This window comes from Streptomyces sp. NBC_00193 (assembly GCF_026342735.1).
GTDB lineage: Bacteria > Actinomycetota > Actinomycetes > Streptomycetales > Streptomycetaceae > Streptomyces > Streptomyces stoeckheimensis.
This window is the reverse complement of sequence record NZ_JAPEMM010000001.1, coordinates 3,847,436-3,871,057: the sequence shown is the minus strand read 5'-3', so window position 1 is coordinate 3,871,057 and position 23,622 is coordinate 3,847,436. Positions and strand designations below refer to the sequence as shown.

The following is a 23,622-nucleotide window of genomic DNA, read 5'->3' as shown; positions in this document are numbered from 1 at the left end:
CGTACCGAGGAGTGGTACGGGAGGGCCCGGATGCTGGACAGGGGCCTTGCGGCGTCTCAGGAAGCCTTGGTGAAGGCGGCGCCGCGCGGGTCGCGGGACTTCATCACCAGGTAGGAGACGCCCAGCAGCAGACCCCACAGCGGGGCGCAGTAGAGCGAGACCCGGGCGTCCTTGTCGACGCCCATCATCACGATGACCATGCCGATGAAGGCCAGGGCGAAGTAGCTCGTGTACGGGGCGCCGGGGGCGCGGAACGGCGACGCGGGCAGGTCGCCGCGGTCGGAGGCCGCGCGGTAGCGGATCTGGCAGACCAGGATCATGATCCAGGCCCACATGCCGGAGATGGTGGCGAAGGAGACGACGTAGTCGAAGGCCTTGCCGGGGGCGACGTAGTTGATCCAGACGCCGACCAGCATCAGCGCCGCCGAGAAGGTGGTGCCGATCAGCGGGGTACCGCTCTTGGTGAGCTTGGTGAAGAACTTCGGGCCCTGGCCGTTGAGGGCGAGGTCGCGCAGCATGCGGCCGGTGGAGTACATGCCCGAGTTGCAGGAGGACAGGGCCGCGGTCAGGACGACGAAGTTGACGATCGCGGCGCCGACGCCGAGGCCCATCTTCTCGAAGGCGGCGACGAAGGGGCTGACGCCGGGCTGGAACTCGTGCCAGGGGACGACCGACAGGATCATGATCAGCGCGCCGACGTAGAAGACGGCGATGCGCCACGGCACGGTGTTGATGGCCTTGGGCAGGGTCTTCTCGGGGTCCTTGGACTCGCCGGCGGTGACGCCGACCAGCTCGACGGCGAGGAAGGCGAACATCACGATCTGCAGGGTCATCAGCGTGCCGCCGAGGCCCTTGGGGAAGAAGCCCCCGTCGTTCCACAGGTTGGAGACGGTGGCGGTGTCCGCGGCGTCGGAGAAACCGATGGTGAGGATGCCGGCGCAGATCAGGATCATGCCGACGATGGCGGTGACCTTGACCATCGAGAACCAGAACTCCAGCTCGCCGAAGAGCTTCACGGAGATCAGGTTGGCGCCGTAGAGGATGACCGTGAAGATCAGCGCGTACGCCCATTGCGGGAAGCTGTCGTGGGTCCAGTACGACATGTACTGCGCCGCGGCGGTGACTTCGGTGATGCCGGTGACCACCCAGAAGAGCCAGTAGGTCCAGCCGGTCACGTACCCCCAGAAGGGGCCGAGGAACTCCCGGGCGTAGTCCGAGAAGGAGCCGGACACCGGGCGGTACATGAGCAGTTCGCCCAGGGCCCGCATGATGAAGAAGATGACCAGGCCCGCGATGGCGTAGGCCAGGATCAGGCTGGGGCCGGCCTTGGAGATGGCCTTGCCGGCACCCAGGAAGAGGCCGGTGCCGATGGCGCCGCCGATCGCGATCATCTGGATCTGGCGGGCGCCGAGTGCGCGGTGGTAGCCGTCACCCTCGGTGGTGTCGTGCTGCTGCTCGTCGACCTGTACGGAGGTCATGTCTTGGTGCGCCTTTCTCCACGCCGACCCGCGCCATGGCTGGCAGCGGATCGGGTCCTCGATCCCCCCGGATACGGATGGAGTTGCACGCCGGCGGTCAGCCGGTTCAAGCAGGCCGCGGGGCATGGGTGGCGCCCCGTCGGCGGTCGTGAAGATTTATCACGTGCTTACGGGTGCGAGAGGGCAGAAAATGTGACGCAGGGCATAAAAAAATCAGGACAGAGGTCCTGAAATGGATCAGATCACCACATGGTGGTGATCTGATCGTTATCCGGATTTGAGCGTCCGCTGAGCGAACGGCCGACGTACTTGAGGATCTTCAGAGGGTGTCGCTGAGCGTCTCGACGAGGGTCTCCTGGAGACCGCCGAGCCAGAGGTACGCCATCACCATCGGCTTGCGCGGATCGTCGTCCGGCAGCCGGAACAGCACCGCGCTCTCGTCGTCCTCCGTGATGTCGAGCCGGGCCGCGATGGTGAGCCGCAGGTCGTTCAGGGCGCCCAGCCAGCGCAGCCGCAGTTCCCCGCCGACCTCCAGGACGGCCGCCCCGTCGCCGGCCGGGCTCAGCCCGTCCAGGCTGCGTACGACGGCCAGCGCGTCCTCCCGCTTGCGGGTGCGCAGGTCGTTCTCGGTGAAGCGGCGGAATTCGGCCGAGTGGGCCCGCAGCTCCTCCGCGTCGGCGTCGGGTCCGGTCTCCGGGCCGCCGTAGGCGTCGGGGAAGAGCCGGGCCAGGGCCGGGTCGGAGGGGGGCTCGGTCGGGCCGTCGGAGGCGGCGAAGAGCGCGGCCAGCGGGTCGGCGTCCGGATCGGGCTCCGGTTCGCCGGGGCCGATGAGCTCCAGCAGCTGCACGGCCAGGGAGCGCAGGATCGAGATCTCGATCTCGTCCAGCGCGATGGCGGCCCCGCCGCCCTTCAGGGGCTCGAACACGCCGCCCATCAGTTGCGGTCCTGGGACATGGTCGCCCAGAGGCCGTAGCCGTGCATGGCCTGCACGTCCCGTTCCATCTCCTCGCGGCTGCCGCTGGAGACGACCGCCCGACCCTTGTGGTGGACGTCCATCATCAGCTTGTTCGCCTTGTCCTTGGAGTAGCCGAAGTACGCCTGGAACACGTACGTCACGTAGCTCATGAGGTTGACCGGGTCGTTGTGCACCAGGGTCACCCACGGGACGTCGGGTTCGGGGACCGCGAAGGTCTCTTCGGCCGATTCGGTGCGTTCGATCTCAATGGGAGCAACACTCACTTGTCCCATGCTGCCACTGACAGGGGTCCGTCGCACAAACGGGCCCCTACATCTCGTCACTTTGACGAGATGTGCGCTAGCATCCGTCGCATGAACCCTGCGGACCTGGGCCTGCCGGTGGACGTGCCGTCGACAGCGCTCTTCACGGACCATTACGAGCTCACGATGTTGCAGGCCGCGCTGGCCAACGGCACGGCCGACCGCCGTTCGGTCTTCGAGGTGTTCACCCGGCGGCTCCCCGAGGGGCGCCGCTACGGGGTGATCGCGGGGACCGGCCGGGTGCTCGACGCGGTGGAGAACTTCCGCTTCGACGGCGCGGTACTGGAGTTCCTGCGCGAGCGGGCCGTCATCGACGCCCGCACCCTCGACTGGCTCGCCTCGTACCGCTTCTCCGGCGACATCTGGGGCTACCCGGAGGGCGAGGTCTACTTCCCCGGCTCACCGGTCCTGCGCGTCGAGGGCAGCTTCGCCGAGTGCGTGCTGCTGGAGACTGTGATCCTTTCGATCCTCAACCACGACTCCGCGATCGCCGCGGCCGCCTCCCGGATGTCCTCGGCCGCGGGCGGCCGGCCGCTGATCGAGATGGGCGCCCGGCGCACGCACGAGCTGGCGGCCGTCGCCTCGGCCCGTGCCGCGTACGTCGGCGGTTTCACCTCGACCTCGGACCTGGCGGCCGGATTCCGGTACGGGATCCCGACGGTCGGTACGAGCGCGCACGCCTTCACCCTGCTGCACGACAGCGAGCGGGACGCCTTCACCGCCCAGGTGGCCTCGCTGGGCAGCGGCACCACGCTGCTGGTGGACACCTACGACGTGGCGGAGGCCGTCCGGACGGCCGTGGAGGTGGCCGGGACGGACCTGGGCGCCGTCCGGATCGACTCCGGGGACCTGCTGCTGGTCGCGCACCGGGTGCGGCAGCAGCTCGACGAGCTGGGGGCGACCGCGACGAAGATCGTGGTGACCTCGGACCTGGACGAGTACGCCATCGCCTCGCTGGCGGCCGCCCCGGTGGACGCGTACGGGGTCGGCACCCAGCTGGTGACGGGCAGCGGGCACCCGACGTGCTCGATGGTCTACAAGCTGGTGGCGCGGGCCGCCTCGGCCGATCCGAAGGCGCCGCTGGTGTCGGTGGCGAAGAAGTCCTCGGGCGGCAAGACCTCCGTCGGCGGCCGCAAGTGGGCCGCCCGGCGGGTCGACGCCGAGGGGGTCGCGGAGGCGGAGGTCCTGGGGACCGGGCCGGTGCCCTCCGCGCTGGCGGACAAGCAGCTCCTCGTGGAGCTGGTCAAGGGCGGCGAGGTCGTGGCCCGCGAGTCCCTGGAGACGGCCCGTGACCGCCACCGCGAGGCCCTGGCGGGCCTGCCCCTCTCCGCGACGCAGCTGTCGCGGGGCGAGGCCGTGATCCCGACCGAGTACGCGTAGCCCCCTGGGGTAGGGGCGGGCCCTGCGGGGCTGTCCCCTACCCACCCTTCCGCCGTTCCCCGGGGCTCCGCCCCGGACCCCGCTCCTCAAACGCCGGAGGGGCTGGATTTACCCGGCGTCGGGCTCCAGTTTCGGGAAGGGGCGGGGTGGGGGAAAGGCCCCGCAGGGCCCACGCCGCCGCACCAGGACCACACCACCCAACCGAAGGGCACCGGACATGCACCGCGCACTGATCGTCGTCGACGTACAGAACGACTTCTGCGAGGGCGGCAGCCTCGCGGTCACCGGCGGAGCCGACATCGCGGCCGCCATCACCGAGCTCATCGGCCAGGCCACCGCCGGCTACCGGCACGTCGTCGCCACCCGCGACCACCACGTCGACCCCGGGTCCCACTTCGCGCACCCCCCGGCCCAGCCGGACTACGAGACCTCCTGGCCGGTGCACTGCGTCGCCGGGACCGAGGGCGTGGGCTTCCACCCGAACTTCGCTCCCGCCGTCGCCTCGGGGGCCGTCGCCGCCGTCTTCGACAAGGGGGCGTACGAGGCCGCGTACAGCGGCTTCGAGGGCGCGGACGAGAACGGTCTCGGGCTCGCGCAGTGGCTGCGCGACCGGCAGGTCACCGAGGTCGACGTGGTCGGCATCGCCACCGACCACTGCGTCAAGGCCACCGCCCTGGACGCGGCCCGCGCGGGCTTCCGCACCCACGTGCTGCTCGACCTGACGGCCGGAGTGGCCCCGCACACCACGACGCGCGCCCTGGCCGAGCTCCGGGAGGCCGGGGTGGAGCTGAGCGGGACCCCCGTGGTCACCCCAGCAGGGCCCTGATCGGGTGCCACAGCTCCGCCGCCCGGTCGGGCGCGGAGCGCCACAGCAGGCCGTCGGGGTGGTGCAGGACGGCGGTGATCTCGTCCGGGGTGGGCGGTTCGGCGTTGCCGCGCAGGTAGACGGCTCGCAGTCCGAGGTTCCGCAGCCTGGTCAGGGCGCGGGCCCGGTTCACCGCGTGCACCAGCACGCGGACGTTTCCACCTTCGGTGCCGCCTGCGAAACCGCCCGCGATTCCACCTGCGACGGGCCCCTTCAGGAGCGGTCTGGGCAGCGTGAGCGCGACGACCACGCTGCCGCCTGGCAATCGGACGAAACCTCCACCGGGCATGTCTTCATCTCCCCCGTCAATAAGAAACTCAGCTCACGCATCTAAACGCGAACGGCCGCCGCCCGCTAGAGGGCGACGGCCGATCATGCTTTGACCTGCGGTTTTACTGAATTACTTGACGGAGGGGCCGACCTCGACCGTCATGACGAGACCGTCGTAGGTCTCCTTCACGATCTTGATCTTGGTGTTGGTGTCAGTGACCTTCACCGAGCCGGTCGGGTTCTCGTCGTAGAAGTACTTGCCCTTGTGGTCGTCGAAGACGAGCTGCGCGGGCTTCGGCTTCAGGAAGAGCTCCTGGCCGTTCTTGTGCAGGGTGATCGCGTCCGTCTTGTACGCGCTGAAGGCGGCGTCGTACGGCTGGATCTTGTTGCGCAGCAGGGTGCCGTCCGACCACTTCATCGGCTTGGCGTTGGCGTCGATCGGAAGGATCAGACCGGAGCCGGGGTGCTGGCTGGTGTTGTTGTCCTTCTGGGAGGTGTCCCACTGCCAGATCAGGAGACCGTCCTGGTAGGCGTAGTGCTCGACCCAGTTCGGCTTCGTGTTGGCGAAGCCGAAGTTGTACGGACCGACCTTGAGGGTCTTGTCGTACGAGACGTAGCGGCGGTTCTCGGCCAGGTAGTACTGGGCGTACTCCTTGGTGAAGCCGGCGCCGATGCGGGAGAAGCCCTTGCCGGTCCAGCCGTTGTCGCCGTTCTCGGCACCGTCGGTGAACAGCGTGGCGCCGTCCGCCGTGATGCTGAGCGCGTCGCCCGTGAAGCCCTTGCCGCCCGCGCCGCCGTCCGTCTGGTAGCGGAAGCGGAGGTCGACCTTCTTGCCCGCGTAGGCGTTCAGCGAGTAGTTCAGGTTCTTCCAGGCACCCGAGACGCCGGTGAGCGACGGGCTGTTGGAGGCGTCGACCGGGATGGCCACGCCGTCGGCGGTGCCGGCGAGCGCGGTCCAGGTGGCGCCACCGTCGGTGGAGACCTCGGTGTACAGGAAGTCGTACTCCGCCTCGATGTCCCACCAGCCCTTGAGGGACAGGGCCGCGGAGGACTTGCCGGTCAGGTCGACCGAGCGGGTGAGGGTGTTCTTGAGGTCGTCACCCATGTTGCTCCACCACTGCGACGCGCCCTCGGCGGGAGCGACGATGTCGGTGGTGACCTTCTTCTTGGGAAGGTCGACGAGCAGCGCCTGCTTGTCCTTGGTGTTGTACTCCGAGACGCCCAGCTTGTGGGTGGACTTCGTCGCGGCCTTGGCCTTGTCGTAGTTCAGCCAGCCCAGCTGGAACTTGTCCCAGGCGGTCATGTCGCCCGGGAGGTCGCCTATGGAGTCCTTGCCGTTGCCGAGCCAGGAGCCGGCCGACATCAGGGACCAGAAGCCGACCGAGTTCTCGCCGCCACCGGAGGTGTCGTAGAGGTCCGGCAGGCCCAGGTCGTGGCCGTACTCGTGCGCGAAGACGCCGAGGCCGCCGTTCTCGGGCTGCATCGTGTAGTCGCCGACCCAGATGCCGGTGTTGCCGATCTGGGTGCCGCCGGCCTTGTTGTTGGCCGGGCCGCTCTTGCCGGCCTCGGTGCCGTAGGCGTACCAGCGGTGGGCCCACAGGGCGTTGGTGCCCTGCACGCCGCCGCCGGCCGACTCGTCCTCGCCCGCGTGGACGATCTGGAAGTGGTCGATGTAGCCGTCGGGCTCGTTGAAGTTGCCGTCGCCGTCGAAGTCGTAGCGGTCCCAGAGGTCGTACTGGGCCATCTGCGCCTTGATCTGGGCGTCGGTCTTGCCGGCCTTCTTCTGGCCCTCGGCCCAGGCGGTCACGCCGTCCTTGACCGTGTCCCAGACGTTGGCGCAGTTGGTCTGGCCGCAGTAGTTCGAGCCGTAACGGGCCTCGTTGTACGGGACCTTGACCCAGTCGGCCACCTCGCCCTCGACCGAGTAACGGCCCGAGGAGGTCTTCTCGTAGTAGGTCTTCAGCGAGTTCTTGCCGGCACCGGTACCGAAGTACAGGTCCTGGAAGTACGCGCGGTTGAAGTCCTTGCGCCAGGCCGTGCTGTTGTTCACAGTGCGGTCGGGCTGGGCGATCTGGTTGTGCAGCGGGCCCGGGTTGCCGCCGTACTTGGGCACCGGCGGCTTGGGGCCGGGGCCGTCCGGGTCGAACGTGGTGGTGTTGTCCACCTGGTCGCCGAAGTCGACGAGGATCGTGAAGATCTTGTCGGTCTTCTCGCGGCCGAGCTCGACGTACTTCTTCTCGTCGAGCTTGACGACCTTGGAGGCGCCCCGCTGCTCGACGTCCTTCTTGCCGCTCAGCACCTGCTCCAGGGCGGCCTTGCGGGCCTGCTCCTGCTGCTTGCTGTACGGGCCCTCGAGGTTGTGCTTGACCTGCTCCTTGGAGGGAGCGGTCGGGTCCTGGCGGTCCGCGGCAGACACCCTCGCACCCGGGTCTGCCGTGGCCATCGTGAAGGCGGCGCCGGTGGCCGCCGTCGCTGCCAGGGTCACGCCGATTGCGGCGGCGCGCAGCGCTCGTCTTCTGGCCGAGTTGCTGGTCACTTGATGTCGTTCCCCTCCCGCGGCCGCGAAGGTGGTGCGGAACTTCTCCGTAGGAGTGGGGGGTTCCGTGCGGCGCGCGTCTCAAGTGACGACATTTGACCGGAGAGTCGCAAGAAAAGACAGACCTTGACTTGTTCCTTACAACTGCACTATGCGGTCACCCAGTTCCGCTATTCGGACGTTCCGCGGCCATAGCGGACGAACGGGACTTCCTTCCCCTCGACGGACCTTCGGCCGCACCCGCCCCTCCCCACCCCACGAACCCCAGCGGTGCCCCCCGTGCGCCCCCTGTGCTCCGCTGCTTCCCCTCCCGCGGGTGAGGTCGTGCTTACCGACAGTTCCGCTCGGGCATCCACCGTCGTAGAGTCACTCGACGCCAGACCTGGTCGAGCCGACTCCCCCTCCCGCTTCGAGGACGGATATCGCCATGCCGCGTCCGACTGCCGCACAGCTCGCCTACGGGTCCGCCACCGTCATCGTGTCGACGATCGCCATGCTGCTGCTCTCGCAGACGAGTACGGGTCTCGGTGTCGCGGTCATCTCCGCCGCCGCCCTCGCCCTCGGGCTCCTCGTCGCACTCACCGTCCCGCTGCCCCGCCGGCGCGGGCGGCACGCGGCGACCCGTACGAGGACCGCCGCCGCGCATCCGGGGGGTCAGGCCACCGTGCCACAGGACCTCGCGGCGGGCGCCGCCGCCCCCGCACCGGCCCCGGTCGAACACCCCGTGCACCACTGACACCGCGCAGGCCGCGCACACCGCGGCGCGGGCGGCCTCCCCCGTGGGGAGACCGCCCGCGCACCGGACTGCGCAGCTCGGTGGCCTTCTAGGTGGATTGGACCACCACGGTCTTGGCCACCTTGTCGTGCAGACCCTGCTTGTAGGGCTTGTCGACGAGCATCGAGATGACGAGTGCGATCGGCCACAGGCAGAAGCAGCAGATCAGCGTCGGCAGCCAGAGCACGGCGGCGCGGGAGAGCGCGGCGTTGGACTGCGGGACGCTGCCGTCGTTGAGCATCGCGACGCGCAGGCCCATCCACTTCTTGCCGAGGGTCTGGCCGTTCTTCTTGACGAACCACCAGTCGTAGCCGACGTAGGCGACGATCGAGATCAGTGTCATGACCAGACCGCTGCCGCTGTAGGACTTGGTGATGACCTCGGTGACGTCCTCGCCCTTGTTCGTCTCGACCGTGTAGCGGTTGCGGTCACCGGCGAAGAGCTGGATGACGAACAACGGCACGGCGATGATCAGCAGGTCGATGACGCGGGCGGCGAGCCGCTTGCCGAAGTCGGCGAGCGGCGGCATCCCGGCGAGCGGGTCGGGCATGCCGTAGCCGCCACCACCGCCGTACGGGTCGCCGCCGCCGGGGCCTCCGTACGGGGGCGGCGGGGGCGGGTAGCCCCCTCCCCCGGGCGGGGGCGGCGGCGGGTAGCCCCCTCCGCCTCCGGGCGGGGGCGGCGGGAAGCCTCCGCCGGCGCCTGCGGGCGGTGAGCCGTACGGCGAACCACCCGACGGCGGGGGCGTCGGTTCCTGGGGCTTCTTGAGGAACGGGTCGTCCTCGGGCGGCTGGCCCGGCGGCGGCTGGTCGGTGCTCATGGCCCGAGTCGAACCCGGCCCGGAGCGGCCCGCAATCGGGACGCGTCCATTCGGGGGACCGGGCGGCGGGGAGAGGGCCCGGACGCCCCTAGCGGGCCACGTACGTGCGTGCGGCGCGGTCGTGGAGGGTCCGGCGGCGCGGGCGGTCCGCGAGGGCCCACAGGGCCCCCGGGAGGCCCAGGAGGGCGTACACGAGCCAGCGGCGCAGTGCCGCGCCGAAGCGGGGCGGGCGCAGCGTGGCCGTGGCCAGGACCCGTACGCCGAACAGCTTCTTGCCCGGGGTGCGGCCCCAACGGGCCGTGGGCAGGGCTTCGTAGAAGACGCCGAAGAGGAGGACGGCGCCCAGGACCAGGCCCAGCGAGCCCGCGATGGTCCCGTCGAGCAGCCACACGGTGGTGGTCCGGCCGCCCGCCCGGGCGGCGTCCACCTTGGCCTGGAGGTGTGCGGTCGCCCCGGGCACGAGGGGCAGCGCCACCCCGGTCGCGACGGCGGCGTACACGAGGGAGTCCAGCAGCCGGGCCGTCGCGCGGCGCACGAGCCCGGCGGGGCGCACGGCCCGCTCCGCCATCCGCTCGAACACCGCGCGGCCGGTCCGCTCGGGACGCGGAGCCGGGGGCACGGCGGCCTCGGCCCGCTCCGCACGGTCCGCCGGCTCTACGGGGGACACGCGCCGGGCGGGCTCCGCCGGGACGGCCGGGGCCGATCGCTCCGGGCGCCGCACGCGCTCCGCCGGCTCCGGGTCAGGGCTGCCGGGCGAACCCGGGGCGGCGGGCCACACGGGGGCTGGGGCGGAGGCCGCGGCGGAGGCATGGGCCGCGACCGGGGAGGGCGCCGACAGGATGCCGAGGCCGCCCGGGGCGGCGGAGCCGGACCCCTGCGCGGGCAGGGCGGCCGACACGGCGGCCGGGGCCGAGTGCCGGGCCGGGGCCTGCGCGGAGCGGTGGGCCTGGGCCTGGGGCGCTGCCTGGGCCGAGCGGTGAACCGCCGCCTGGGCCTGGGCCGGTGCCGGTGCATGGGCCTGGGCCTGGTGCGGCGTGGGGGCCGGGACCTGGTGCGGCGTGGGGGCCGGGACCGGCGGGCGGGCCAGGGAGATTCCGGCGGGGCGGGCGGCGGCCTCCTCCTCGTGGCCCCAGGACACCCGGTGGTCGCGCGGCCCGCCGAACCCGGACTGGTGGAGCGGATCGGCCTGCCATTCCGCGGCCTCGGCCCCTTGCCCCGACCCGATCCCGATCCCGGACCCGGGCTCGGACCCGGACCCGGACGGCCCGGCCCCCGGCCAGGGCTCGAAATCCGACCGCGAAGCGGACTCCGACCAGGACTCCACCTCGGACCGCGCGGCCGGAGCCGCCGCGGAGCCGGCGGGCTCCGGCCAGGACGCGGGAGCCGGTGCCGGTGCCGGAGCCGGAGCCGGAGCCGGTGCGGGAACCGGCGCGGGGGCAGGGGCCGGCGCGGGGCGCGGCTGCGGCCGGTGCTCCGGCACGCGCAGCGCCTCGCTCACGCCCGTCTGGTCGAGGAACACGGGACCCGTCTCGTCGGCAGGGGCCGCGGGGCGGCTCGTACCGGGAACCCAGTTCAGGCCGTTCCAGAACCTGACGTACCCGGGGATGGACGGATCGGGGTAGTAGCCCTCGCGGGCCGCGTGCTCGCCGTCACCAGGGGAGGCCGTCAATGTCCCCAACTCCGATCGTGGCTTGAGGCTTCTTGCAGGGGTGGACCATAGCCAAGAACCGCCCCCCGACAGGTCCGGTAACGGGAGAATCCAAGCGATCGGGCGAACCCAGACGAGCACGGACGAGCACGGACGAGCACGGACGCACAGAGACGCACGCAGACGAGCAGCACGGCCCCGTACGCAAGATTTCGGTCAGCCGATTGATTTCGGCCAATCCTCGAAGTGCCTCGCGAACTCGCGTCATACCCGGGCACTTCGGCGCTCTCTCCGGGTGTGGGCCGCCGGAAGGCCCCGCGCACCGCCCGAACACGCACCCCGTACCGAAGTGAGGCCGCCATGCACCACCCCGTCGTCGAGCGCGAGCTGGAACTGAAGCTGGTCCTGTCCCCCGAGCGCAGCGTCCCCGTCCCCGCCCGCCTGCTGTACCTGACGGACGACCCGTACGCCGTGCACATCACCTTCCACACCGGCTCCAGCACCCCGGTCAACTGGACCTTCGCCCGCGAGCTGCTGGTCGAGGGGGTGTTCCGCCCGTGCGGCCACGGCGACGTGCGGATCTGGCCCACGAAGGTCGGCCAGCAGGCCGTCCTGTGCATGGCGCTCAGCTCCCCCGACGGCGACGCCCTGCTGGAGGCCCCCGCCGTGTCGGTGTCGGCCTGGCTGGAGCGGACCCTGCGGATCGTGCCGCCCGGCACCGAGGCCGACCGGCTCGGCCTGGACGCGGCGCTGGCCGAGCTGCTCGCCCCGACGCCGGCCGACGAGCTGTGGATGCGCGACCCGTGGCCGTCGGACGAGTCGGCGGACGGGGAGCTGTGACTCAGAAGAGCTTGCCCGGGTTGAGCAGTCCCTCCGGGTCGAAGGCGTGCTTGACGGCGCGCTGCATCTCCAGGCCCACCGGGCCGAGTTCGCGGGCGAGCCATTCCTTCTTCAGGACGCCGACCCCGTGCTCCCCCGTGATGGTCCCGCCCAGTTCGAGCCCCAGCGCCATGATCTCCTCGAAGGACGCGCGGGCCCGCCGGGTCTCGTCCTCGTCGGCGGGGTCGAAGCAGACGATGGGGTGGGTGTTCCCGTCGCCGGCGTGCGCGCAGACCCCGATGAGCAGGTCGTGCGTACGGGCGATGGCCGCGGTCCCGTCCAGCATCTCGGCGAGCCGGGTCCGCGGTACGCACACGTCGTCGATCATCGTCGCGGGCCGCAGGGCCTCCAGGGCGGGCAGCGCCATCCGGCGGGCCTGGAGGAGCAGTTCGGACTCGGCCGCGTCCTCGGCCGGTACGACGGCGCTCGCCCCGGCGGCGGTGCACAGCTCCCCCACGGCGGCGAGGTCCTCGGGTGCGTGCGGGGTGTCGAAGGCGGCGAGCAGCAGGGCCTCGGTGGTCTCGGGCAGGCCCATCTTGCCCAGCGCGTTGACGGCGCGGACGGTCGTACGGTCCATCAGCTCCAGCAGAGAGGGCGTCAGTCCGGCCTCCATGACGGCGCAGACGGCTGCGCAGGCGGCCGCGGCGGAGGGGAACTCGGCGGCGAGCGCGAGCTGGCGGGGCGGGGCCGGACGCAGGGCGAGGACGGCCCGGACGACGACGCCGAGGCTGCCCTCGGAGCCGACGAACAGGCGGGTGAGGTCGTACCCCGCGACGCCCTTGGCGGTGCGCCGGCCGGTCTGCAGGAGCCTGCCGTCGGCGAGGACCACGTCGAGGCCGAGGACGTACTCGGCGGTGACCCCGTACTTGACGCAGCACAGACCGCCGGCGGCGGTGCCGATGTTCCCGCCGATGGTGCACTGCTCCCAGCTGGAGGGGTCCGGCGGGTAGTGCAGGCCGCGCTCGGCGACGGCGCGCGAGAGGACGGCGTTGACGACGCCCGGTTCGACGACGGCGATCCGGTCGACGGTGTCGATCTCCAGGATCCGGTCCATCTTCACGAGGGACAGCACGATGCAGCCGTCGGAGGCGTTGGCCGCGCCCGACAGACCGGTACGGGCGCCCTGGGGGACCACGGGCACGCGCAGCGCGTGGGCGGTGCGCAGGACGTGCTGGACCTGTTCGACGGTCCGGGGCAGGACCACCGCGGCCGGGGTGCCGGCGGCGCAGAAGCTGGCCATGTCGGTGGCGTAGGAGGCGGTCACCTGGGGGTCGGTGAGCAGGGCCGCGGGCGGAAGTCCTTCGAGGAGCCGCTCGTGGAGCAGCCCGTGGAGTGCGCGCGACCTGTCGTCGACTTCTTCAACATCGTCAGCCATGGGGCCAGCGTGGCACCCGGGGCCATCGGTGTGAACACGCCCGCGACGTTCTTCGGACACCTCGGCGAGCTCTTCATATTGACGCACAGTGACCCCATGGACCCTCTGCGCGACGCATCCGTCTCCCAGGAGAGGCAGCTGCAGGCTGCCCCGCCCGTGACCTTCACCGGCCGCAAGACGCTCGTGGCAGCGGCGGCCCTGGTGGTCCTGATCGCCGGGGCCCTGCTGATCCGGCCGGCCCGCACGGGCGACGACGCGCGCCCGCCGGGGCCCAGCGAGCGGGCCCGCGCGGCGGTCGGCATGGGTGCGCCGGTGGCGGCGGTGGACCTGTCGGCGCTGGTCGCCGACCGGGAGAAGTGGGTCGCCGGGCACCCGGAGGACGAGGCCTCGTGGGCGGTGCTGGGCTCCGCCTACCTGGAGCAGGCGCGGCGGACGGCCGATCCCGCCTGGTACCCGAAGGCGGAGGGCGCGCTGAAGCGCTCGCTGGAGCTGCGCCCGGTCGAGAAGGGCAACTTCGACGCGATGACGGGCATGGGCGCGCTGGCCAACGCCCGCCGGGACTTCGGGACCGGGAAGAAGTGGGGCGAGCTGGTACGGGCGCAGGCGCCGAAGCGGTGGACGGCGTACCCGGTGCTCGTGGACGCGTACGGCGGGCTCGGGGACTACAAGGCGGCGGAGAAGGCGATGGAGCGCCTGGTCGACATGCGGCCGGGGCTGGCGGCCTTCATGAAGGCCTCGCAGGTGTACCGGGACAGGGGCTGGCGCGAGGACGCGGCCATGTCGATGGAGCACGCGGGGGGCGCGGCGAAGGCCCCGGCGGAGAAGGCGTACGTGCTGTTCCGGCTCGGGGAGCTGGCGTGGGAGCGCGGCGACGACGCGGAGGCGCTGAAGCAGTACGAGGCCGCGCTGCGCACCGATCCGGGCCAGGCGGCGGCGCTGGGCGGGCGGGCGCGGGTGCTGGCGGCGCTGGGCCGGGGCGGTGAGGCCGTACGGGACTACCGGCTGGCGCTGGGCCGGGCCGCGGTGCCGGCGCTGTCGCTGGAGCTGGGCGAGCTGCTGGAGTCGCTGGGCCGGGGCGACGAGGCGAAGGCGGTGTACGCCGGGCTCCCGGCGCAGGCAGCCCGGAGCGGGGTGAACGAGGAGCTGCTGCTCGGCCGGTTCGAGGCGGACCACGGCGACCCGGCGGCGGCCGTACGGCGCCTCACGGCGGAGTGGGCCCGGCACAAGAGCCTGCCGGTGGCGGACGCGCTGGGCTGGGCGCTGCACAAGACGGGCGACGACGCGGGGGCCCTGGAGTACGCGAAGAAGGCCACGGAGCAGGGGCTGCGGCTCGCGGAGTTCTCGTACCACCGGGCGGTGATCGAGCGGGGCCTGGGCGACGTGGCCGGTGCGCGGCGGCACCTGGAGGAGGCCCTGCGGACGAACCCGCGGTTCTCGCCGGTACGGGCGCCGCTGGCGAAGGAGGCCCTGGCGACGATCGGCAAGCCCCCGGCGGGCGGCCCGGAGAACATGCAGCCCACCAAGCCGTGGGTGGCCCCGGAACTCCCCAAGGCGGCCAAGCCCGCCGCCAAGCCGAAGCCGTAGCCGTAGGCCGGCGGGGCTGGAAAATCCAGCCCCGCCGGGCCACTCAACCCGGTCCCCGCAACCTTCTAGAGGTTGCCCCGCTTCTCCTGCTCCCGCTCGATCGCCTCGAACAGGGCCTTGAAGTTGCCCTTGCCGAAGCCCATCGACCCGTGCCGCTCGATCATCTCGAAGAAGACCGTCGGGCGGTCCTGGACCGGCTTGGTGAAGATCTGCAGCAGGTAGCCGTCCTCGTCGCGGTCGACGAGGATCTTCAGCTCGCGCAGGGTCTCGACCGGCACCCGGGTCTCGCCGGCCCACTCGCCGAGCGTGTCGTAGTACGAGTCCGGGGTGTCCAGGAAGGTCACGCCCGCCGCCCGCATCGCCCGCACCGTGCGGACGATGTCGTTCGTCGCGAGCGCGATGTGCTGGACGCCGGCGCCGCCGTAGAACTCCAGGTACTCGTCGATCTGCGACTTCTTCTTCGCGATCGCCGGCTCGTTGATCGGGAACTTCACCTTGAGGGTGCCGTCCGCGACGACCTTCGACATCAGCGCCGAGTACTCGGTCGCGATGTCGTCGCCCACGAACTCCTTCATGTTCGTGAAGCCCATGACCTTGTTGTAGAAGGCCACCCACTCGTTCATCCGGCCGAGCTCGACGTTGCCCACGCAGTGGTCGATGGCCTGGAAGGTGCGCTTGGCCGGGGGCTCGACCATCGGGTCGACGGAGACGAAGCCGGGCAGGTAGGGGCCGGTGTAGTCGCCGCGCTCGACCAGGGTGTGCCGGGTCTGGCCGTAGGTGGCGATGGCCGCCAGCCGTACCGTGCCGTGCTCGTCGGTGAGCTCGTACGGCTCGTCCAGGCCGCGCGCGCCGTGCTCGACGGCGTAGGCGTAGGCCGCCTTGACGTCCGGGACCTCGATCGCCAGGTCGACGACGCCGTCGCCGTGGTCGGCGACGTGCTCGGCGAGGAAGCGGCCGCGGTCGGTGGAGGCCTTGATGACCGAGGTGAGGACGAACCGCGCGGCGCCGTTGGTCAGGACGTAGCTGGCCGTCTCGCGCGTGCCGTTCTCCGGTCCGGAGTAGGCGACGAGCTTCATGCCGAAGGCGGTCGAGTAGTAGTGCGCGGCCTGCTTGGCGTTGCCTACGGCGAAGACGACCGCGTCCATGCCCTTGACGGGGAAGGGATCGGCCTTGGCGGCGGTGCGCGGTGCGGTGTCGAGCGGCTGGGTCTCAGTCATGACCGCAGAGTCCCGCCGTTCCACAAGCTGCGCAATAGTTTCCATTTCTGCTGTACAGACTGACCAGTCTCAGCCCACCATGGCTGGGATATCTGTGCACTATGACCACCGACCGACCACCCCGGAGGCAGCCATGGGAATCGACGAACTCGACGGCCGGCTCATCGTCCTGCTCGCCCGCGAGCCCCGGATAGGGGTCCTGGAGGTCTCGCGCCGGCTCGGCGTGGCGCGCGGCACCGCGCAGGCCCGGCTGGACAGGCTTCAGTCGAACGGAGTCATCCGCGGTTTCGGTCCCCAGGTGGATCCGGCGGCCCTGGGATACCCGGTGACGGCCTTCGCCACGCTGGAGATCAAACAGGGGCAAGGCGCGGACGTACGGGCCCACTTGGACGGGGTCCCGGAGGTGCTGGAGCTGCACACGACGACCGGGCACGGGGACATGCTGTGCCGGCTGGTGGCCCGCTCCAACGCGGATCTCCAGCGGGTGATCGACCGGGTTGTCGCGTTTGATGGCATCGTGAGGGCTTCGACGGCGATTGTCATGGAAAATCCCGTACCTCTGCGGATCATCCCCCTGGTCGAACAGGCGGCCGAGGACGACTGATCCGACCGACCCGCGGCAACGACCGGCGAGAACGACGGACGAAACGGACGAGGTGACGTGGCGTGAGTTTCTGGGCCTACCTGTCCAACCGCCACCAGCAGCTCCTCACCGACGCCTTCCAGCACGCCAGCGCCGTCTTCCAGTGCATGGTGATCGCGACCGCCCTCGGCGTCGCCATCGGCGTCCTGACCTACCGCAGCGGCTGGGCCGGGAACCTCGCGGTCACCTCCACCTCCACGGTGCTGACCATCCCCTCCCTCGCCATGATCGGCCTGCTGATCCCGATCGTCGGCCTCGGCGTCGCGCCGACCGTGATCGCCCTGACGCTGTACGGGCTGCTGCCCATCGTCCGCAACTCCATCGTGGGACTGCGCGGGGTGGATCCCGCCCTGGTCGATGCCGCCAAGGGCATCGGGATGTCGCGCAGCGCCCAGCTGCTGAAGGTGGAGCTGCCGCTCGCCTGGCCGCCGATCCTGACCGGCATCCGGGTCTCCACGCAGATGCTGATGGGCATCGCGGCCATCGCCGCCTACGCCTCCGGGCCGGGCCTGGGCAACGAGATCTTCCGCGGGATCGCCTCGCTCGGCAGCGCCAACGCCATCAACCAGGTCCTGGCGGGGACGCTCGGCGTCGTCATCCTCGCCCTGCTCTTCGACGCCGCGTACGTCCTGCTCGGCCGTCTCACCATCCCGAGGGGAATCCGTGTCTGAGCCGACGTCCGCGCCGACGACGAGCCCGCAGCCGGAGGCGGGCCCGCAGCCGGCCGCCACCTCCGGCGCCACCATCCAGCTGGAGAACCTCACCAAGCGCTACCCCGGCAACCCCAACCCCTCCGTCGACGACGTCTCCATGGAGATCAAGGCGGGCGAGCTGGTGGTCTTCGTCGGCCCCTCCGGCTGCGGGAAGTCCACCACCCTCAAGATGATCAACCGGCTGATCGAGCCCACCTCCGGCCGGATCCGCATCGGCGACGAGGACGTCACCGACATGGACCCGGTCAAACTGCGCCGCAAGATCGGGTACGCGATCCAGTCCTCCGGGCTCTTCCCGCACATGACGGTCGCCGAGAACATCGCCCTGGTCCCCAAGATGACCGGCTGGTCCAAGTCCCGCGTGAAGGACCGGGTGGAGGAGATGCTCGACCTGGTCGGCCTGGACCCGCGCGAGTTCCACGGCCGCTACCCGCGCCAGCTCTCCGGCGGCCAGCAGCAGCGCGTGGGCGTGGCCCGGGCGCTCGCCGCCGACCCGCCCGTCCTGCTGATGGACGAGCCCTTCGGCGCCGTCGACCCCATCACCCGCGACCACCTCCAGGACGAGCTGATCCGGCTCCAGCACGAGCTGCACAAGACGATCGTCTTCGTCACCCACGACTTCGACGAGGCCATCAAGCTGGGAGACCGGATCGCCGTCCTGCGCGAGCGCTCGCACATCGCGCAGTTCGACACCCCCGAGGCGATCCTCACCAACCCCGCCGACGACTTCGTCTCCGGCTTCGTCGGCGCCGGGGCGGCCCTCAAGCGGCTCAACCTCACCCGGGTGCGGGACGTGGAGATCGCCGAGTTCCCGACCGTGTCCGTCGACGACCCGCTGCAGCAGATCTTCAACACCCTGCGCGCCGGCCAGGGCAACGAGCTGCTGATGCTGGACCGGCGCGGCCGCCCGTACAAATGGCTGCGCCGCGGCGACCTGATGCGCGCCAAGGGCTCCCTGGCCCGGGCCGGCCAGCTCGTGCACGACACGGTGACCCGGGACGCGACCCTGCACGACGCCCTGGAGGCCGTACTCACCGACAGCGGCGGCCGGGTGGCCGTCACCGGGCGGCGCGGCGAGTACATCGGCGTCGTGGACATGGAGACCCTGATGAACTCCGTGCACGAGATGCTGGAGGCCGACCGGCTGACGGCGGCCGAGCACGCGCACGACCTGGAGGAGCTGCGCCACCACCGCGTCGAGCGGGACCTGGAGGGGCTCCGGGACGGTTCGGGGCCCCGGGACGGTTCGGAGGGCTCATGAGCCCGCGCAACCCGGTCTCCCCCGAACGCCCGCCCGGCGAGCACGAGCTCAAGGGCCACGTCTTCCGCGATCCGGAGGAACCGGAGCCCGCCGAGGACGTCATGGCCTCCATCGCGCCGCCCCGCCCCGGGCGCCGGCTCACCTGGGCCCGGCTGGTGACCCTGCCCATCGTGCTGGCGCTGGTGCTGCTGGCCACGTACCTGTGGATCACCAATGCCACCCTCGACACCATCGCCGAGAACTCCCTGGCCGACGGCAACGTCGAACTCCGGCTGTGGCAGCACGTCCAGCTGACCGCGATCTCCACCTTCTGGGTGCTGATCATCGCGATCCCGCTCGGCATCGCCCTCACCCGCCGCGGCCTGCGCCGGGCGGCCCCGCTGGTCACCGCCGTCGCCAACATCGGCCAGGCCACCCCGGCCATCGGCCTGCTGGCCCTGCTGGTCATCTGGCTCGGCATCGGCCCCTCGACGGCGATCATCGGCATGGTCGCCTACGCCGTCCTGCCCGTGCTGTCCAACACCGTCGCCGGGCTGCGCGGGATCGACCCGCAGCTGGTGGAGGCCTCGCGCGGGATCGGGATGTCCTCCATGGGCACCCTGATGAAGGTGGAACTGCCGCTGGCCGTCCCGCTGATCCTGGCGGGCGTACGGACGGCCCTCGTCCTCAACGTCGGCACCGCGACCCTGGCCACCTTCGGCGGCGGCGGGGGCCTCGGCGACCTGATCACCTCCGGGATCCAGACCCAGCGGATGCCGGTGCTGGTGCTGGGCTCGGTGCTGACGGTGGCGCTGGCGCTGTTCGTGGACTGGCTGGCCTCCCTGGCCGAGACGGTCCTGACCCCGCGCGGGCTGGAGGCGTAGATGGGCAAGCTCGCCCTACGGACGGCCGCGGCCTGCGCTGCCGCCCTGCTGCCCCTGCTGCCGCTGGCGGGCTGCGGGCTCAAGAGCGGGTCCCCGATGGTGGACGACGTCGTACCGGGCTCGGTCGGCCAAGGGCAGCCCCTCAAGGGCGCCTCGCTCACGGTCACCTCGAAGAACTTCAGCGAGAACATCGTGCTCGGCCAGATGATCGGCCTGATCTTCAAGGCGGCCGGCGCGGAGGTGCTGGACCGCACCAACCTGCCCGGGTCGATCAGCGCCCGCGAGGCGATCATCCAGGGCGACGCGGACGCCATGTACGAGTACACGGGCACGGCGTGGATCACCTACCTCGGCAACGACGAGCCGATCACGGACCCGTACGAGCAGTGGGAGGCGGTGCGGGCCGCGGACGTGAAGAACGGCGTGGCCTGGCTGGCGCCGTCCACCCTCAACAACACCTACACGCTGGCCATCAGCAAGAAGAACAACGCCAAGTACGGGCTGAAGACCCTGTCGGACGTGGCCGCGCTGTCGCAGCGCGACCCCAAGGCGGTGACGGTCTGCGTGGAGAACGAGTTCGCCTCGCGGGAGGACGGGCTGCCGGGGATGGAGAAGGCGTACGGGATGAAGATCCCGGCGGGCAACGTCATGAAGATGGACGCCGGGATCATCTACACGCAGGTCTCCAAGTCCGATTCCTGCCTGCTGGGCGAGGCCTTCACCACGGACGGCCGGATCAAGGCCATGGACCTGGACACCCTCGCCGACGACCGGCACTTCTTCCCCAACTACAACGCGGCGCCGGAGCTGCACGCCAAGACCCTGGAGAAGTACCCGGCGATCGCCGGGCTCCTGGACCCCCTGTCGAAGCGGCTGACGACGGAGACGGCGCAGCGGCTCAACGCGCTGGTGGACGTGGAGGGCCGGGACCCGCACGACGTGGCGAAGGAGTGGCTGGTGGCGGAGGGGTTCATCAAGGAGGGCTGAGTCCGGGCGAGTTCCAAAGGAACGGATGCAAAGAAGTAGTTGCAAAGAAACCCTTGCAGAGACTTCTTTGCAACTCTACTGTTGAGGCATGCCCGAGAACGAGAAGCCCGCCGAACCCCAGCTCCGCAAGCTCGACGCCCACTCCCTGCGCGGTCTGGCCCACCCGCTGCGCATCCGTCTGCTGGGCGACCTGCGCCTGCACGGGCCGGCCACCGCTTCGCAGCTGGCGGAGCGGCTCGGGGAATCGAGCGGGGCCACCAGCTACCACCTGCGCCAGCTCGCCGCGTACGGGTTCGTCGAGGACGCCCCCGAGCACGGCAAGGGCCGTGAGCGCTGGTGGCGGCCGTCCCAGGACGGCACGATCTTCGACGAGGCGCTGGTCTACGACACCGACCCGGCCACGCGCGGTGCCGCGGAGGTCTTCCTCGCGGAGATCGTGAAGATCCACGAACAGGAGCTGTCCTCCTGGCTGGGCGAGGCGCACACCTGGTCGCTGGAGTGGCGCCGGAGCTCCGAGCTCAGCGACTTCTCGCTGCAGCTGACCCCCGAGCAGAGCCACGAGCTGGTCCTCAAAATGCACGACCTGATCAACAGCTACCGCGATCTGCCGCCCTCGGAGGGTACGGAGACGGTCCGCGTCCACACGCACGCCTTCCCGGTGCGCACCAAGTAGCGCCACCGAGCAGCGCCCCACACACCCCTTTCGCAGAAGGAGTCCTGCCGTGCACGCCTTCAGCCATGCCGAAAACCACGCCGCGATCCACGCCACCCGCACCGCCGAGGCCGCCGCCTGGCGCCGCGCGCGGGCGGCCGCACCGCACGTCGGCCACGTTCCCCACCTGCGCGCCCCCGCCCTGCGCAACCAGCTCGGCGAGACCCTGATCGCGCTCGGAATCCGCCTGATCCAGCCCGCGCACCTGCACGCACGCATCACCCGCAACACCCGCATCTCCCGCCCGCACGGCGGCATCGCGTGAGCCGTCGCCCCTTCATCGCCGTCCTGATCGCCAACACCATCTCGATAGCCGGGAGTTCGCTGACCCTCATCGGGGTCCCGTGGTTCGTGCTCCAGACCACGGGCAGCGCCGGCCGGGCCGGGATCGTCGCCTTCTGCGCCACCCTGCCCGTCGCGGTGGCCGCCCTCGTCGCGGGCCCGGTCATCGACCGGCTCGGCCGCCGCCGGGTCTCCGCCGTCTCCGACCTGATCTGCGGACTGTCCGTGGCCGCGATCCCGCTGCTGCACTACACCGGGCTGCTGGAGTTCTGGATGCTGTGCGCACTGATGGCCGTCGGCGGCCTCGTGCACACCCCCGGACTGACCGCCCGCTACGTCCTGCTCCCCCATCTCGCCGAGCACGCCGGCACCACCGTCGCCCGCGCCGCCAGCCTCTACGACGCCGTCTCGCGCGGAGCCCGCATGATCGGGGCCGCGCTGGCCGGCCTGCTGATCGCCACGATCGGCGCCGAGTCGGTCCTGCTCCTCGACGCGGCCACCTTCGGCGCCTCCGCGCTGCTGGTCACCGCGTTCCTGCGCGGGATACCGGCCGCCGAACCGCAGCGCGCCGCCGGGAAGGTGTCCCTGGCCGGCTACCGGGCCGAACTCGCCGAGGGCCTGCGGTTCCTGACCCGGGCCCGGCTGCTGCTGGGCATCACGGTGATGGTGATGATGACCAACGGCCTCGACCAGGGCTGGTCCTCGGTCCTGCTGCCCGTGCACGGCCGCGACGCCCTCGGCGGAGCCACCGCGCTCGGCCTGATGATCGCCCTCTTCGGCGGGTTCGCACTGCTGGGGGCCCTGCTCTACGGAGCCTGGGGCGAGCGCTTCCCCCGTAGGGCCGTGTTCGCCGCGGCGTTCCTGCTGTGCGGGGCCCCGCGCTACGTGGTCGCCGCCTTCACCGACACCCCGCTGCCGCTCGCGGTGACGATGGCGCTGTCCGGGCTGGGCGCGGGCGTGCTCAACCCGATCCTGACCACGGTGATGCTGGAGAAGGTGCCCGACGCGCTGCGCAGCCGGGTCTCGGGCGTGACCCAGGCGGGCTGCGAGCTCACGATGCCGCTGGGCGGGCTGGCCGCCGGGCTGCTGATCGACGGGTTCGGGGTGACGCGCGCGCTGCTGGTGTTCGGCGGGATCTACTTCCTCGCGACGCTCTCCCCGCTGGTGTTCCCGTCCTGGCGGAGCATGGAGGCTGCGCCGGCGGCCCCGCTGCTCAGCAGGACGGAACCGATTCGCCCTTCTTCTGCAGAGCCCGCAGCGCGTCAACCGCATCCGTCAGCGAAGTGACGGGGACCAGCCGCAGCCCCTCGGGCAGTTCGGACTTGGCGTCCGAGCACTCCGCCGCCGGTACGAGGAACACGCTCGCCCCGTCGCGCCGCGCGGCCTGAGTCTTCAGGGCCACGCCACCGACCGCGCCGACCTCGCCGGACGCGGTGATGGTGCCCGTACCGGCGATGGTGCTGCCGCCGGTGAGATCGCCGCCGCTGCCGTTCCCGTCGAGCTTGTCGACGATGCCGAGGGAGAAGAGCAGTCCCGCGCTGGGACCGCCGACGTCGGCGAGGTTCAGCTCGACCTTCACGTCCTTCGGGTCCTTGTGGAGGTAGCCGAGGGCGGCCTCGGAGGCCGTCGACTGCGACTTGGTCATCTCCTCCAGGTTGTGCTCCTCGATCTCCTTGTCGCTTCCGCCCGACGGGTACACCGACTCCCTGGGCATGACCGCCCGGGAGGTGTCGAACCAGTCGCCGACCAGCTCGGGGAGGGTGACGGAGGTGGAGGGGCCGGTGGCCTGGATGGTGGTCATCCGCAGCTGGCCCGTGGTCTCGCGGGTGGGCGCCCCGGTGATGGCGATGACCTGCTTGCCGTCGCGGGAGCCGAGCACGTCGGCCGTGAGGCCCGGCTGCGCGATCACGAAGGGCAGCGGGGCGAAGGCCGCGACGGCGAACAGCGCGAGCACGGGCACGGCGCAGACGGCGAGGGCGGCGGGACGCGGCAGACGTGTGAGGCGAGAGAGCACCGGGCCAATCTAGCGCGGGTGCCCCCGAACGGGTCGAGCCGC

The 23,622-nt window shown here is 71.2% G+C and carries 23 protein-coding genes; 13 read left to right on the top strand and 10 right to left on the bottom strand.

The genetic code is table 11. The annotated features are described in order from the left end of the window. Nucleotides 1-56 precede the first annotated feature (56 nt). The 3 genes from OG898_RS17145 to clpS all read right to left on the bottom strand — a co-directional run bounded on the left by OG898_RS17145 (nucleotide 57) and on the right by clpS (nucleotide 2,726). Nucleotides 57-1,478 carry an amino acid permease gene (locus OG898_RS17145; RefSeq protein ID WP_266957797.1) on the bottom strand — a complete coding sequence of 474 codons (1,422 nt, stop codon included), beginning with the start codon at nucleotides 1,476-1,478 and terminating at the stop codon, nucleotides 57-59. Nucleotides 1,479-1,797: 319 nt separating this feature from the next. After that, nucleotides 1,798-2,412, bottom strand: coding sequence for a DUF2017 domain-containing protein (locus OG898_RS17140; RefSeq protein ID WP_250741126.1), 615 nt, complete (start codon nucleotides 2,410-2,412; stop codon nucleotides 1,798-1,800). Continuing rightward, entirely contained in the window at nucleotides 2,412-2,726 is a 315-nt protein-coding gene (clpS, locus tag OG898_RS17135) for an ATP-dependent Clp protease adapter ClpS (RefSeq protein ID WP_243337276.1), read from the bottom strand. Before clpS ends, OG898_RS17140 begins: the two co-directional genes overlap by 1 nt. Nucleotides 2,727-2,807: 81 nt before the next feature. Here clpS and OG898_RS17130 point away from each other — a divergent pair, with 81 nt between their 5' ends. Next, nucleotides 2,808-4,136 carry a nicotinate phosphoribosyltransferase gene (locus OG898_RS17130; RefSeq protein ID WP_266957795.1) on the top strand — a complete coding sequence of 443 codons (1,329 nt, stop codon included), beginning with the start codon at nucleotides 2,808-2,810 and terminating at the stop codon, nucleotides 4,134-4,136. A 217-nt stretch (nucleotides 4,137-4,353) separates the two neighbouring features. Next, entirely contained in the window at nucleotides 4,354-4,962 is a 609-nt protein-coding gene (locus tag OG898_RS17125) for a nicotinamidase (RefSeq protein ID WP_266957793.1), read from the top strand. Here the strand turns inward: OG898_RS17125 and OG898_RS17120 are convergent. After that, nucleotides 4,943-5,290 carry a hypothetical protein gene (locus tag OG898_RS17120; RefSeq protein ID WP_266957791.1) on the bottom strand — a complete coding sequence of 116 codons (348 nt, stop codon included), beginning with the start codon at nucleotides 5,288-5,290 and terminating at the stop codon, nucleotides 4,943-4,945. The two genes, OG898_RS17125 and OG898_RS17120, sit on opposite strands and share 20 nt — an antisense overlap. A 111-nt stretch (nucleotides 5,291-5,401) precedes the next feature. After that, on the bottom strand, nucleotides 5,402-7,807 hold the full coding sequence (locus tag OG898_RS17115; RefSeq protein ID WP_250741120.1) for an immune inhibitor A domain-containing protein: 2,406 nt from the start codon (nucleotides 7,805-7,807) through the stop codon (nucleotides 5,402-5,404). A gap of 427 nt (nucleotides 7,808-8,234) precedes the next feature. On the opposite strand from OG898_RS17115, the gene OG898_RS17110 reads away from it, so the two are divergent. After that, nucleotides 8,235-8,543, top strand: coding sequence for a hypothetical protein (locus OG898_RS17110; protein WP_250741119.1), 309 nt, complete (start codon nucleotides 8,235-8,237; stop codon nucleotides 8,541-8,543). A gap of 88 nt (nucleotides 8,544-8,631) precedes the next feature. Here the strand turns inward: OG898_RS17110 and OG898_RS17105 are convergent, their stop codons facing one another. Together OG898_RS17105 and OG898_RS17100 are read right to left on the bottom strand one after the other, a co-directional pair. Continuing rightward, nucleotides 8,632-9,402 carry an RDD family protein gene (locus tag OG898_RS17105; RefSeq protein WP_250741117.1) on the bottom strand — a complete coding sequence of 257 codons (771 nt, stop codon included), beginning with the start codon at nucleotides 9,400-9,402 and terminating at the stop codon, nucleotides 8,632-8,634. A gap of 88 nt (nucleotides 9,403-9,490) precedes the next feature. After that, a complete protein-coding gene (locus tag OG898_RS17100) occupies nucleotides 9,491-11,071 on the bottom strand; it encodes an RDD family protein (RefSeq protein WP_266957787.1) in 1,581 nt (526 codons plus the stop codon). A 339-nt stretch (nucleotides 11,072-11,410) separates the two neighbouring features. Between OG898_RS17100 and OG898_RS17095 the strand changes: the two genes are divergently transcribed. Continuing rightward, entirely contained in the window at nucleotides 11,411-11,890 is a 480-nt protein-coding gene (locus OG898_RS17095) for an SsgA family sporulation/cell division regulator (protein ID WP_250741114.1), read from the top strand. A gap of 1 nt (nucleotide 11,891) precedes the next feature. Here OG898_RS17095 and OG898_RS17090 read toward each other — a convergent pair whose 3' ends face one another. Further along, on the bottom strand, nucleotides 11,892-13,304 hold the full coding sequence (locus OG898_RS17090; RefSeq protein ID WP_250741113.1) for an FAD-binding oxidoreductase: 1,413 nt from the start codon (nucleotides 13,302-13,304) through the stop codon (nucleotides 11,892-11,894). A 96-nt stretch (nucleotides 13,305-13,400) separates the two neighbouring features. On the opposite strand from OG898_RS17090, the gene OG898_RS17085 reads away from it, so the two are divergent. After that, nucleotides 13,401-14,888, top strand: coding sequence for a tetratricopeptide repeat protein (locus OG898_RS17085; RefSeq protein ID WP_266957784.1), 1,488 nt, complete (start codon nucleotides 13,401-13,403; stop codon nucleotides 14,886-14,888). Nucleotides 14,889-14,953: 65 nt separating this feature from the next. Here OG898_RS17085 and hppD read toward each other — a convergent pair whose 3' ends face one another. Then, nucleotides 14,954-16,105, bottom strand: a complete 1,152-nt coding sequence (hppD, locus tag OG898_RS17080; RefSeq protein ID WP_250741111.1) for a 4-hydroxyphenylpyruvate dioxygenase — start codon at nucleotides 16,103-16,105, stop codon at nucleotides 14,954-14,956. A 133-nt stretch (nucleotides 16,106-16,238) separates the two neighbouring features. Between hppD and OG898_RS17075 the strand changes: the two genes are divergently transcribed. The 8 genes from OG898_RS17075 (at nucleotide 16,239) to OG898_RS17040 (ending at nucleotide 22,853) form a co-directional block, all read left to right on the top strand. Beyond that, nucleotides 16,239-16,709 carry an Lrp/AsnC family transcriptional regulator gene (locus OG898_RS17075; protein WP_112448141.1) on the top strand — a complete coding sequence of 157 codons (471 nt, stop codon included), beginning with the start codon at nucleotides 16,239-16,241 and terminating at the stop codon, nucleotides 16,707-16,709. Between the two features lie 62 nt (nucleotides 16,710-16,771). Next, nucleotides 16,772-17,419, top strand: coding sequence for an ABC transporter permease (locus OG898_RS17070; RefSeq protein ID WP_250741110.1), 648 nt, complete (start codon nucleotides 16,772-16,774; stop codon nucleotides 17,417-17,419). Between the two features lie 73 nt (nucleotides 17,420-17,492). Further along, complete coding sequence (locus OG898_RS17065; RefSeq protein ID WP_250741312.1) at nucleotides 17,493-18,722, top strand: betaine/proline/choline family ABC transporter ATP-binding protein; 1,230 nt, start codon at nucleotides 17,493-17,495, stop codon at nucleotides 18,720-18,722. Continuing rightward, nucleotides 18,719-19,585 (top strand): ABC transporter permease, encoded by an 867-nt coding sequence (locus OG898_RS17060; protein ID WP_266957782.1) that lies wholly within the window; start codon nucleotides 18,719-18,721, stop codon nucleotides 19,583-19,585. Before OG898_RS17065 ends, OG898_RS17060 begins: the two co-directional genes overlap by 4 nt. Nucleotides 19,586-19,681: 96 nt before the next feature. After that, complete coding sequence (locus OG898_RS17055; protein ID WP_266960293.1) at nucleotides 19,682-20,572, top strand: glycine betaine ABC transporter substrate-binding protein; 891 nt, start codon at nucleotides 19,682-19,684, stop codon at nucleotides 20,570-20,572. Nucleotides 20,573-20,660: 88 nt separating this feature from the next. Then, nucleotides 20,661-21,245 carry a transcriptional regulator gene (locus OG898_RS17050; RefSeq protein ID WP_250741107.1) on the top strand — a complete coding sequence of 195 codons (585 nt, stop codon included), beginning with the start codon at nucleotides 20,661-20,663 and terminating at the stop codon, nucleotides 21,243-21,245. A gap of 49 nt (nucleotides 21,246-21,294) precedes the next feature. Then, a complete protein-coding gene (locus tag OG898_RS17045; protein ID WP_250741106.1) occupies nucleotides 21,295-21,549 on the top strand; it encodes a hypothetical protein in 255 nt (84 codons plus the stop codon). Then, on the top strand, nucleotides 21,546-22,853 hold the full coding sequence (locus OG898_RS17040) for an MFS transporter (protein WP_250741105.1): 1,308 nt from the start codon (nucleotides 21,546-21,548) through the stop codon (nucleotides 22,851-22,853). Before OG898_RS17045 ends, OG898_RS17040 begins: the two co-directional genes overlap by 4 nt. On the opposite strand, the gene OG898_RS17035 is transcribed toward OG898_RS17040, so the two are convergent. Next, nucleotides 22,780-23,580, bottom strand: coding sequence for a S16 family serine protease (locus tag OG898_RS17035; protein WP_250741104.1), 801 nt, complete (start codon nucleotides 23,578-23,580; stop codon nucleotides 22,780-22,782). The two genes, OG898_RS17040 and OG898_RS17035, sit on opposite strands and share 74 nt — an antisense overlap. Nucleotides 23,581-23,622: the final 42 nt, after the last annotated feature.